This window comes from Lentisphaerota bacterium (genome assembly GCA_016873675.1).
GTDB lineage: Bacteria > Verrucomicrobiota > Kiritimatiellia > RFP12 > JAAYNR01 > VGWG01.
This window is the reverse complement of sequence record VGWG01000084.1, coordinates 1-11619: the sequence shown is the minus strand read 5'-3', so window position 1 is coordinate 11619 and position 11619 is coordinate 1. Positions and strand designations below refer to the sequence as shown.

At 66.3% G+C, this 11619-nt stretch carries 9 protein-coding genes; 5 read left to right on the top strand and 4 right to left on the bottom strand.

The window, feature by feature from the left end; all coding sequences use genetic code 11:
• Positions 1-175: 175 nt before the first annotated feature.
• Positions 176-955, top strand: coding sequence for a ComF family protein (locus FJ222_09805; protein ID MBM4164715.1), 780 nt, complete (start codon positions 176-178; stop codon positions 953-955).
• Positions 956-1000: 45 nt separating this feature from the next.
• Here the strand turns inward: FJ222_09805 and thpR are convergent, their stop codons facing one another.
• A complete protein-coding gene (gene thpR / locus FJ222_09800) occupies positions 1001-1570 on the bottom strand; it encodes an RNA 2',3'-cyclic phosphodiesterase (protein ID MBM4164714.1) in 570 nt (189 codons plus the stop codon).
• 122 nt (positions 1571-1692) lie between these two features.
• Here thpR and FJ222_09795 point away from each other — a divergent pair, with 122 nt between their 5' ends.
• A complete protein-coding gene (locus FJ222_09795; protein MBM4164713.1) occupies positions 1693-3270 on the top strand; it encodes a hypothetical protein in 1578 nt (525 codons plus the stop codon).
• A 27-nt stretch (positions 3271-3297) separates the two neighbouring features.
• Positions 3298-4953 (top strand): hypothetical protein, encoded by a 1656-nt coding sequence (locus tag FJ222_09790; protein MBM4164712.1) that lies wholly within the window; start codon positions 3298-3300, stop codon positions 4951-4953.
• Positions 4954-4975: 22 nt separating this feature from the next.
• Here the strand turns inward: FJ222_09790 and ruvA are convergent, their stop codons facing one another.
• Positions 4976-5572 (bottom strand): Holliday junction branch migration protein RuvA, encoded by a 597-nt coding sequence (gene ruvA, locus FJ222_09785; GenBank protein ID MBM4164711.1) that lies wholly within the window; start codon positions 5570-5572, stop codon positions 4976-4978.
• Positions 5573-5605: 33 nt separating this feature from the next.
• A complete protein-coding gene (locus tag FJ222_09780; protein MBM4164710.1) occupies positions 5606-8530 on the bottom strand; it encodes a hypothetical protein in 2925 nt (974 codons plus the stop codon).
• Between the two features lie 206 nt (positions 8531-8736).
• Between FJ222_09780 and FJ222_09775 the strand changes: the two genes are divergently transcribed.
• Complete coding sequence (locus FJ222_09775; GenBank protein ID MBM4164709.1) at positions 8737-9744, top strand: methionyl-tRNA formyltransferase; 1008 nt, start codon at positions 8737-8739, stop codon at positions 9742-9744.
• On the top strand, positions 9741-10961 hold the full coding sequence (locus FJ222_09770) for a peptidase M48 Ste24p (protein ID MBM4164708.1): 1221 nt from the start codon (positions 9741-9743) through the stop codon (positions 10959-10961). Before FJ222_09775 ends, FJ222_09770 begins: the two co-directional genes overlap by 4 nt.
• Before the next feature lie 197 nt (positions 10962-11158).
• Here the strand turns inward: FJ222_09770 and FJ222_09765 are convergent, their stop codons facing one another.
• Entirely contained in the window at positions 11159-11479 is a 321-nt protein-coding gene (locus FJ222_09765; protein MBM4164707.1) for a hypothetical protein, read from the bottom strand.
• Between the last annotated feature and the right edge of the window lie 140 nt (positions 11480-11619).

Genomic DNA, 11619 nt, shown 5'->3' with positions numbered 1-11619 from the left:
TGCCGAGGCGTGCCACTATCCGCGGCCACTGTGGGGGTGAGAGCCGCATGCAAAACCCTGTTTTGCATGCGGAGTGTTCAGGTGTCAGGTTTCGGGTGTCAGGTAGAACCGCACGATGTTGCGTCTTCCTGAAACCTGAAACCGGCGCTTGCAGGGGTTCTGCAAGCGCCTCAGTGTGTCTAAAAAGGGGATTAAACTGAAGACGGTCAGACAAGCAGGGCTCACGCTCCTGCCGGCCATGCGGCGGCTAACCGCGGCGGCAGGCGAGCTGATTTTTCCCCGCGTGTGCGGCGGCTGCGGCGGCCCTTCCGACCGGCCGTCGGGGCATCTCTGCTGGAACTGCTTCCGGAGGCTGCCGTTGCTCAACGCCTCGTGCTGCGAGCGGTGCGGATGTCGGGTCAGAACCGCCGAGACGCATGCGTTCCTGTGCAGCGCCTGCCGGGAACATCTGCCGGCGTTTGACCGGGCGCGCGTGGCGGGGAGGTTTCGGGGAAACCTGCGTCGGCTGACGCATGCGTTCAAATACAGTCGGGCGCTGTGGCTGACCGACGATCTGGCCGAGCTGGTCACCGGCTGCGTCGTGGCGCAGTTCGATGCCGCAGCCGTGGATGTGGTCGTGCCGATCCCGCTGTTCCCCACCCGCGCACGGAGCCGGGGCTACAATCAGGCGGCACTGCTGGGAGCGGAGGTCGCGCGCCGTCTCGACCGGCCGTTCGCGCCCCGAGCGCTGAAGCGGGTGCGCGACACCGGCACGCAGACGCGCCTCTCGGCCGTCGCGCGCCGACGGAACGTGCGCGACGCCTTCGTCACGCGCGAGGCGGGATGGGTGGTCGGCCGGACTGTGCTGCTGATTGACGATGTCATGACCACGGGCGCGACGCTCAGCGAGGGGGCGCGCGCGCTGAAAGCGGGCGGAGCGTGGCGGGTCTGGGCCGTCGCGATGGCGCGGGCCTGAGCCTACTAACAGCTTTAAAAAAGGCAAGCCATTCAGGCCCGTCCTTTAATAACCCCTCGCCTGCCCGAACGCGGCCTGGTGCACGGGGCGGTAGCTGGCACCGCGCGGACCGAGGCGGCTCTCGAAGAGCGTCACGCCGGCGGCGTCCCACTGGCCGAGGTTGTCGGTCTCGGCCGCATCCAGCGCTTCGAGCAACGCCGCATTGCGGGTGCGGTCCTTGCAGCGGGCCAGCGTGATGTGCGCGTCGAACCGGGCGCTGGGCCGCTCATAGCCGAGTTTGGTGAAGGATTGCCAGAAACGCTCGTGCAGCGACTCGATTACATCAGCCGGTTCGACACCGGCCCAGATCACGCTCGGATAGCGACGGGACCCGAAATAGCCGAATCCGACCGACCGGCAGGTGAACGGCGCCACCGGCTGGCAGACCGCGTCGATCGCGCGCGTGAGATGCGGCAGAAACGCAGGCGCACAGTCGCCCAGGAAGGCGAGTGTCACGTGCAACTGCTCCGGATTGCTCCAGACGCAGTCCTGGGCCAGGGCGTGAAACGGGGCACACGCTATTCCCAACGCACGGCGGGCTTCGACACTCAATTTGATCGCAACGAACAAGCGCATGTCGGCATCATACCGGAATCCATCGCGGCCGGCAAGGCTCCGAACACGCTTTCACTTCGCCCTTGTATTCCGGGGCGGTAAGGCGATACCCTAATGCCAATCGACGGGAACGGGGGCGTGTCATGGACGAGCGAAAATGGGTGCTGGCGGCAGGGGCGGCGGCGGGCGCAGCGGCGGTGGTGATCGCGGCGGCAGCCGTCTGGCTGGGGCCGCTGAATCAGGACGAGGGCTGGTATCTGTATGCAGCCCTTGAAACGGCCGCCGGACGGCTGCCGTATCGCGATTTCTTTTTTACTCAGGGGCCGGTACTGCCGATGGTCTACGGCTGGCTGGCGCCCCTGTGGTCAGACGCAGGCGTGCTCGGCGGGCGAATCGTGACCGCCACCCTCGGCCTGCTCGCTTCGGTGCTGGTGGCGCTTCTGGCCGCGCGCGGCACGGCGCCGGGGGGACGGCTGGCGGCGGCCGTCACGGCCTTCACGCTCGCGGCGTGCGGGGTCTATCACGCCTACTTCATGGCGATTCCCAAGACCTACGCGCTGGCGGGACTGCTGCTGGCGGGCGGGCTGCTGGCGCTCACCCGTTGTGATCGCGGCGGGCGCGCGGGTCTGCTGTGGGCGGCGGCGGCGGGCGTGCTGCTCGCGGCGGCCGCCGGAACGCGCCTCTCCCTGGGCGCGGCCCTGGGGGTGACGGGGCTGTGGCTGCTGGCGAACCGGCGGCGACTGGGAGTCGCCTGGCTGGCCTTTGGGATCGGCGGCGCAACCGGACTGGCGCTGGTCTACGGACCCTTTGTCCTGGCCGCGCCAGAGGGGTTCCACTTTGCGCAGACGTTCCACACGGGCCGGGCGGGCGGCGGGGCGCTGTTCGTCGCCGGCTCGATCGCCCGTCTGCTTCGCGGCTATCTGCCGCTCGCGGGTCTGGCGGTCGCGGCGGCAGCGTGGCGGCTGGCCGGATGCTCACGGCAGAACGCATGCGGCCGCGCCGACGGCGTCGCCTGGCCTTCGCTCTGGCTCTGGGCGGCCGGGGCGGTCGCGGCGGTGCATCTGACCAGCCCGTATCCCTATGACGACTATCAGGTGCCGGTGATGCCCCTGGCGGCGGCGGCGGCGGCAGCGTGGCTCGCGGGCGCGGCGGGACGATGCGCGGCGCCTGCCGCAGCGCGGACGGCTGCGGTCTGGGCGGTCCTGGCGTTCTGCGGCCTGTCCACCGCAGCGTCGCCCCTGGTGCAGGAGTGGTTTGTGATCCGGCAGGACCGGTTCTGGGTCGTTCAAAAACAGACACCCGATCTGGCGGTGCTGCGACGGGTGGGCGCAACCCTCAAACGACCTGGAACTCGCGAAACGGCGCCCCTGCTGCTGACCCAGGATGTCTATCTCGCCGTGGAGAGCGGACGACGGGTCCCCCCCGGACTGGAGATGGGGCCGTTCGGCTATTTTCCGGATCTGGACGGCGATCAGGCACGGCGCGTGCTTGTACTCAACCGCGCGCGTTTGCTGGAGGTGATCGCGACGACCGACGCACCCGATGCCGCGACCAGCGGCTATGCGTTTGCCATCGGCGCGCCCGCGATGACCGAACTTGACGCGGCCCAGCAGCGGAGCCTGCGCGAGGCGCTGGCCCGGCGCTACAGACGAACGGGCGAGGTGCGCGATTTTGGCCAGGGATGGACCACGCTGGACCTGTGGACCAGGGATGGGATGTGATCCTCGTCCTGAAAGTGCGGGTATGGGATGTCGGTGATGGAGCACGAAAAAAAAACGCCGGCCCAGCGGATCCTCCGGGCCGGCGTCGTGATTGGGATCGCGCACCTGCTGTTCAAACTGGCCGGGCTGATTCAGGCCAAGGCCATGGGGCACTATCTGCCCGGCGCGACCTATGACGCGGTTTACGCCTTTGCTTTCGAGGGCTGCATCTTCAGCCTGTTCCTGATCGGCGAGGAGGTGATCGGCCCCGCCTTCCTGCCGGTGTTCATGCGCGAATTGAGAGAGCGGGGGGATCGGACGGCCTGGCGTTTCGCCAACACGATCCTCACCCTCCAGGTGTTGATCCTGATTCCCGTGGTCGCGGCGTTGATGCTCGCACCGGGCTGGGCCGTGGGGCTTTGGACGGAATGGACCGCCGAGCGGAATGCCGAGCAGATCCGACTGGGGCGCGACGCCGTGCGGATGCTGGCGCCTGCGCTGTTCGGGCTGACCCTGGGATCAACGACCTACGTCATCCTCAATGGCTACAAGCGGTTTTTTCTGGCGGCCTTTGGAGACGCGATCTGGAAGTTTGCGGCCGTGGCTGGCGTGCTGGGAAGCGTGCTGTGGTTCGGCCGCGAACACGCCGCCTACGGACTGCTCGCCGGGTTGCTCCTCGGGAGCGTGCTCAAGCTCGCCACCCATCTGACCGGGTTGCACGACAAGGCGGGCTTCTTCCGACTGCGGCTCCATCTGAACGACCCGGCGGTGCGCGCCATGCTGTGGCTGGCCCTGCCGCTCCTGGGGGGGATCCTCTTCGCCAAGGTGCGCGATGTGTTCAACAACGTGTACATCCTGAGTCCGCTCGAAGCGGTCGGACTGATGCAGGCGAATTCCATGGGACGCAAACTGCAGGGGACGATCCACTGGATGGTGCCCTACACGCTGAGCATCGCGGCGTTTCCCTTCTTCTGCGAACTGGTGGACCGCCGCGACCATGTCCGCCTCGCCGAGGTGATCACCCGTTCCGGCCGGATGCTGCTCGCGGTCTTCATCCCCTTCTCCGTGGTGACGGCGCTGGTGGCCGTCCCGCTGACCTCGCTGGTCTTCAAGGGCGGCGAATTTCAGGAGATTGCGGTCCTCCGCACCGCGCTTTCAACCGCCTGCTACACGTTTGTGCTGCCAGCGGCGGCGGTCGAGGCGCTGATGATGCAGGCGTTCTTCGCCAATCGCCGCACGACGTCGGTGGTGGTGGTCGGGCTGCTCTTCTCCGCGTTCAGCATGGCGGTGAGCTGGGCCGGGCTGCGGCTATGCCAGGGGAACGACCTGCTGCTGCTGGGGATCATTGCGGGCGGGTTTGCGCTGTCGCGCACGCTCAAGAGCGTGGCCCTGATCGGGCTGTTACGCGCGTCCACGCCGGTCTTTCCGCTCCGGCCGACGCTGGCCTTTCTGGGACGTGTGGGGCTGACCTCGCTGATGGCGGGCGGGGGCGCCTGGATGGCGATGCGGGGGGCGGACGCGCTGCCAGCCGAGCTGCACGCGGGACGGCGGCTGGGCGACCTCATCCAACTGGCGGCGGGCGGTGGCGGCGGGGTTGCCGGCGGGGTTGCCGGCGCGTTGCTATTTGGCGTGCGCGAGCCGTTCGAGCTGGTGCGCTGGGCGATCGACAAGTACCAGGGACGCCTGAAGCGCCGGTTTGCGTGAGTCCAGAGCCGAGCCTTTCGGATCAGCGCCCGGCGAGGGCTTTCTTGAGCAGCGCTTCGGTGTTGGCGGGGTCGGCGCCAGCATCGAGCGCGGCCTGGACCTTCTTGCGGGCCTGATCGTGCGAGAAGCCGAGCTGGGTGAGCGCCAGCACCGTGTCGCGCAAGACGGCGGAATCGCCGCCGGGGTGCGCCAGGATCTGCGCGGCAAAGGCTTCGGCGGGATCGATCTTGTCGCGCAGTTCAACAACCAGCCGCTCGGCGGTCTTCTTGCCGACGCCATGGACGGTGCTCAGCCGCTTGACATTGCCTTCGGCGATCGCGGCCCGGAGGTCGGCGACGGGCAGGCCGTTGAGGATCGCCAGCGCCACCTTGGGTCCGACGCCGTTGACGGTGATCAGCAACTCGAAGGTAGCTTTTTCGTCACGGTCATGGAACCCGAACAGCAGATGCGCATCCTCGCGGATGATGTGGCAGGTATGCAGGATGCAGGGCTCCCCCACGGCGGGCAATCGGTCATAGGTGCCCAGCGTGATCATCACCTCGTAGCCCACGCCCTGGACATCGAGCCAGGCCGTCATGGGTTTTTTCTCAAACAGAATGCCGCGAACAAAGGCGATCATGGATCAGTCCTGTTCCCCTTACGGGATCGTCGGTCACTTGGGCTTCCGATTCGGATTCCGATTCGGATTCGCATTCGGCTTGGTATCCGGCTTGGAATTCAGCTTGGGCTGATCCGGCTTGGAATTCAGCTTGGGCTGATCCGGCTTGGTCTCCGGCTTGGTCTCCGGCTTGGGTAATTTATTGATATAGGCCTTGAGTATTGCGTTCCCCTGCGGGTCCCCCACGAGCGCATTGAACGCACTAACGTTATGCTTGCAGGTCTCCTGCATGACCTTGGAGAGAAACGGCTCGCAAATCGGGAAGGCCATATCCGTGTCGGCCTTCATGACGGCATAAAACCAGGGTGCCTGGCTCGGGGCGCCTTTCGCAGCCAGATCGGCGAGACAGGCGTCGATCGCGATCGCCAGGGGCGATGCGGCCTTCCGCAGCTCGCGGATCGTCCCGGCCAGGGAGAGATCCCTCGCCTCAACACGCGCCGTCACAAAGGGCGCGATGGACGCCGGATGCGCCCGCCGCAGGGCGCGGTCGAGGTAGAATCCCGACACGTCGCCGTAAGTCCTCAGCAGGGCGCCAGCGGCGGCCAGCGCCTCCGGATTGGCGGCGGGGAGGCTGGCCACGGTCTTCTCGATCTGCGCGAGGATGGAGGCCACAGGCGGGGCCTTCAGCACGGTCGCCGGAATCACTTCACGAGGGCCGCTCGGCGGCTTCCACGAGAGCTGCACCTGACTGTTGCCGCTGCCCTGCCAGAAATCCACCCGCAGCTTGTGCCAGCCTTTGGCCAGCTTGACCGTATCCTTTCGGTTCTCTGCCCCCCCCGCGCTTTGCGCCACAAGCTGATCCGCCACCCACACGTTTGCCCCGCTGTGCGCGTTCACGATAAACATGTAGGACCCCGGCACGGAGATGTTGAGGAATCCGGTCCAGCGGACCGAGATGTCGTCCTGCCGCTTGTCCGGGAACCGGAACTCCCGATTGTTCACGCTGACCTGCGGATCGACGGTTTCGAAGACGGGGTTGAAGAACGCCTGCCCGGCATAATACCGGCCCAGAATCCCCTGCATGACCGGGGCTATCGGGGCCCCACGCACCAACGCCAGGCGGACGACCTCGTCGGACGGGGAGGCCAGCGCGGCCTGCACGTGGCGGGTCAGCGCCTGATGGCCCTGAGCGTCAGTGACCAGCGCATTGAACGCCGCCGCGTCGCCCTGACGCGCCATCAGCGCCGCGCACAAGATGGAGACATACGGATTCATGGCCCCCGCATCCGGCTCCAGCGCCGCGCGGTACACCTCCGGGAAAGCGTCCGGCGTGATCACCCCTGCCAGATCACAGAGCGCGTCCGTGAGCCCGTCACGCATCGCCGCGTCTTTTTCCGTCTTCAGTCGCGCCAGAAGAACCGACGCCACGTCCGCGTCGTACAGGCCGGTGAGCAGATCAAGGACGCGCCTGGCACCGTCGCCGGATGCGTTTTTAAACCCATCGTACAGGAACACCTTGCCGACGTCCGACGCCGATCCCAGCCGCTCCCGAGCCGCGCGCACGGCGGATGAGTGGGTCGAGTTGAGATCCGACATGGCGCGCGCGATGGCATCGATCTCCTCCGGCCACGGCCGCGACCGCATGACGGCGGAAGGCCCGGCCCAAGTGAACCGGATGGACCCGTCCGGCGCATTGTTGGCCTTGGTGTATTCAATCCGGACGGCGTGCCATCCGTTCGAGAGCGCCTTCTTGAACGTCTGCGGCTGCCAATTGACAGTGTTCCAGCCGTCACGGGTTGACACGTTCTCGCCGTTGATCCACAGCCGGGTCGTTTGATGGGCGGAAGGCCCGCACTGCAGCGTGAATGCGTATTCACCGGCCTGCCGCACCTGCAGATCGCCGCTCCAGCGGACGGATAGGGCGTTCACGCCCCCTCCAGGCACAGGGAACGCCCGGTTGCCGATCTCCACCTGAGGCTGTGTCTCGTTGCGGTCGAGGAGAGGCTCGCCGAAGATCGTATCCGCGTAATAGGTCGCTCGAAAACCGTTGAAAAGGGGGAGAAACTCGGGTGAACGGGTGCACGCCCACGCCCGCACCGCTGCATTCGTGGAGAACAAGGCCGCCTGGAGATACGCCCGGAGCACATCGATTCCTTCCGCGCTGTTCACCCGCTCGTTGAACCGGGCTTCATCTCGTTCACACAGGCGCTGAAAAACGGCATCCAGAATGTCGAACGCCGGCGTCGCGCCAAAGGCGGTGTCGCTCCGCACGCTATCGAAGCAGGCCAGCACCACATCGGGCGGCAGGCTTTTAACCATGATCACAAGCGCCCGGACCGACGCGCGGCCGATCGGTGAATCGGGATTCGCCTGCATGTGGCGCATGAATAGGGGAATCGACTCGGTATCGTTCAGATCGAGCAGCAGCGCGCCAGCCGGCAAGGCAATCTCCGCCGCCTGTGTGCGCAAGGCGTGCCGGAGGAAAATAAGACCCAGATCCTCCGCCTCTTCCAACTCGTTCAGAGCCGCCTTTGCCGCCCGGGGATCAGCCGCGGCGAGGTTCTTGGTCGCGATCACCAATGGAGGGGCGGCCCGCCTGTATTCGGTCAGGCGGCGCAGTGTCTCGGCCACCCGGTTATATTGCTCCGGTTCCTGAAACGCGCTCTGCATCTCCCGGCCCAGTCGGATCGCCTCGCCAAAATTCGTGTCGTTCATGAAGGCGACCAATTCCGCCATTCGACCCTCAAAGTCCTTCGCCTCGACGGGCGCCGAAACCGACTCGGGGGTCGCCGCAGGCTCGACTGGGGCCGTTGCCTGGGTGCTGGAGACTGCTGGAACCGGCCGCGCGTTCGTTTCTGCAACCGCGCTGACGGTCTCCGCGGGCTCCGGTTTCCGAGCCGCAGGCTCCGGCTGAAGCGCCGGCTTCCCGCAACCAGCCAGAACGGCGACCATCCCAATGACAACGTGGTGTTTGAACATAACCTTCCCGCTTTCCCGCTTCTTGAAACGTGATTCAACGATTGTACCGCCTGTATCCCATCGCTTGCAAGACCAGACTCGGGGTATTTTGCGGATTGCCGATGACCCGGCCAACACGCTATAGTAAACGCCGCTGCGGCTTGCGCGTGGAGCCGTTTTTTTAGACCGTTTCCGCTCCGCGCGGCTCAAGCAAAAGGATAGTGGGGATGCGCATTGTGTTCATGGGTTCGGCCGAAACGTCGGCGGTGATGCTCGACGCCCTCGTCTACATGCGGGCCGCCGAGGTGGTGGGCGTGGTGACGCAGCCCGACCGCCCGTGCGGACGGCGCCAGCATTTCATGCCGTGTCCGTGCAAGGCCAAGGCGCATGTGAACGCGTTGACGGTGATCTCGCCCGAGAAGGTCAACCGGCCGGAGGCGATCGAGCAGCTTCGCGCCTGGGCGCCCGACCTGATCGTCGTGGTGGCTTACGGGCAGTTTCTGGGGAAGACGATCCTGGCGCTCCCGCCGCTGGGATGCATCAACATCCACCTGTCGCTGCTGCCGCGCTACCGCGGCGCCGCGCCGGTCCAGCGCGCCATCGCGGCCGGCGAAACGGTCACCGGCGTCACCGCCATGATGATGGACGAAGGGATGGACAGCGGCGACCTGCTGATGCAGTCCGCCGAACCGATCCTGCGCGACGACACCGCCCAGTCGCTGCTCGAACGGCTGGCGCTCCTCGGCGCGGTGGCGCTGCTCCGGGTGGTGCGCCTCGCTGAGACGGGGCAGTTGACGCGCACGCCGCAAGACGCCTCCCTCGCAACGTTCGCCCCCAAGCTGAGCAAGCAGGATGGGGCGATGGACTGGACACGCACGGCGACGGAACTCGCCCTCCGCGTCCGGGCCTTCAATCCGTGGCCGGGCTGCTTCACCTGGCTGCCACTCACACTGAAGGGCGGGACGCTGATGCGGCTCAAGCTGCTTCGCTCCGAGGCGCTGCCGGACTGGGTCGCACCCGCAGGATTGGCGCCCGGCACGGTGTGCGACGTGTCGGGCGAGGGTCCTGTGGTGCTGACCGGCCATGGCGGACTGCGGCTGCTGGAGGCTCAGCCAGAAGGCGCCCGCCGGATGAGCGGCAAGGCGCTGCTGTGCGGCCATCCGCTCCGCGTCGGCGACCGCCTGGCTGCCCCCCTGTATCCCGCCGCCGAATCCATTCCGGAGGGCCCGAAATGAAACGCCTGCGATTGATTGTGCACGTGATGGGTGTCGCCGCGCTCCTGGCGGCGGCCGCGGGATGCGCGACCAATCCGGTGACCGGGCGGTCGGAATTGATGCTGGTCTCGCCTTCCGAGGAGATCGCCATCGACCGACAGGCATCGCCGGGGCAGCTCTCGTCCGACTATGGCGCGGTGCAGGATGCGGCGCTGAACGCCTACGTGTCCGACGTGGGGCGCACGCTCGTGCAGCACTGCCACCGGCCGCAGATGCCCTATTCATTCCGCGTGGTCAACGCGGTCTATGCCAACGCCTATGCATTCCCGGGCGGGACGATCGCCATCACGCGCGGACTCCTGATCGAACTGCGCAACGAAGCCGAACTGGCGGCGCTGCTTAGCCATGAGCTGGCGCACGTCAATGCCCGCCACACGGCCCGGGCGATCACGCGAAGCACCCTGTTCTCGACCGCGCTCGGCCTGGGCGGGGCTGCGCTGCAGGCCGGGAAATCGGCGTACACCGATCTGGTGATGACGGGCGGACAACTCCTCGGCGGCGCCGGTCTGGCCCGATACAGCCGCGATCAGGAGCGGGAGGCCGACGCGATCGGCATGAACTATCTGGTTGCGGCCGGGTACGATCCTCAGGGCATGGTGGGGCTGATGACCCTGCTGACCCGCCTCGGCGAGCGCAATCCGCTGCTGGTCGAGCGGCTTTTCTCGTCGCACCCGATGAGCGCTGAGCGGCTGGAGTCGGCCCGGCGTCAGGCGGCCACGATTCCGGCCGTCGGGCGGCCGTCCAACGAGGCCCGGTTCCGCGAGCGGACGGCGGCGCTGCGGGCGATCGCGCCGGCGATCCGGCTGTTCAACCAGGCGGAGCAGGCGCGGGCGCGGGGCGATTGCGCCGCAGGCGTCCGCCTGGCGCGCGAGGGGCTGGCCCTCGCGCCCAACGATTACGCGGGCCTGCTCATCCTCGCCGCGTGCCAGAACGGCGTCAAGCAGCCGGGCGCCGCGCTCGTCACGGCCCGGCAGGCTGCGGCGGTCAATCCGCGCGAGCCCAACGCCCAGGGGATGATCGCCCTCACCGCGATGGCGCTCGGCCGGCATGAGGAGGCGCTGGCGGCGGCAAACGCCTGTGAGCGGGCGCTGCCGTCCGATCCGCACTCCCGGTTCATCCGCCGCTATTGCCAGGAGCAACTCGACAACACCGCCGCCTCGGAAAAGAACAAGCGATAGGGTTCAGGGTTCAGATTGTGATTGGCAATGGCCAATCCTATGAGGCGCTTGCAGAACCCCTGCAAGCGCGGGTTTCAGGTTTCAGTGTTCAGGTTTCAGGAAGACGCAATGCCATGTGGTTGCAGGCGTTTCTTCCTGACACCCGAAACCTGACACCTGAACACTCCTCTTACAAAACAGGGTTTTGCAAGAGGCTCCTATATGTGAGCCAGAATCGCCACGTAGTTCTTCCCGTATTTCTTCGCGCACTTCGGGCATGTTGTGTAGAAGAAATACATCTTCTTCATGTTCTTCCCCTTGGCGCTCACGAAGGCCTTCATGTCCTCGATCCATTTCCGCACGTTCCGATAGGGCCCCTCATAGACTTTGGAATAAAAGGTGCCGGAGATAGTTGCCATCGTCGCGTTTGGAATGTCTTGGGTTACCTCAATGTACACATCGGCTCCCCACAGGGAGTTTTCGTCCGACAGAACCACTTGAGTCGCAGGTTCGGCATGGAGGGCTTCGATCGCCTTCATGTTGCGCTTCATCAGTAAGCGTCTCACCAACCGCATGTCTGCCGGGCGGCGAGGACCGGGTCAACCAGCGGGAAGAGTTGATGCCTGGCGCACCCATCGTTCGGGAATGAGCGATGAGATTTGGCCGGTCGTCATCAGCG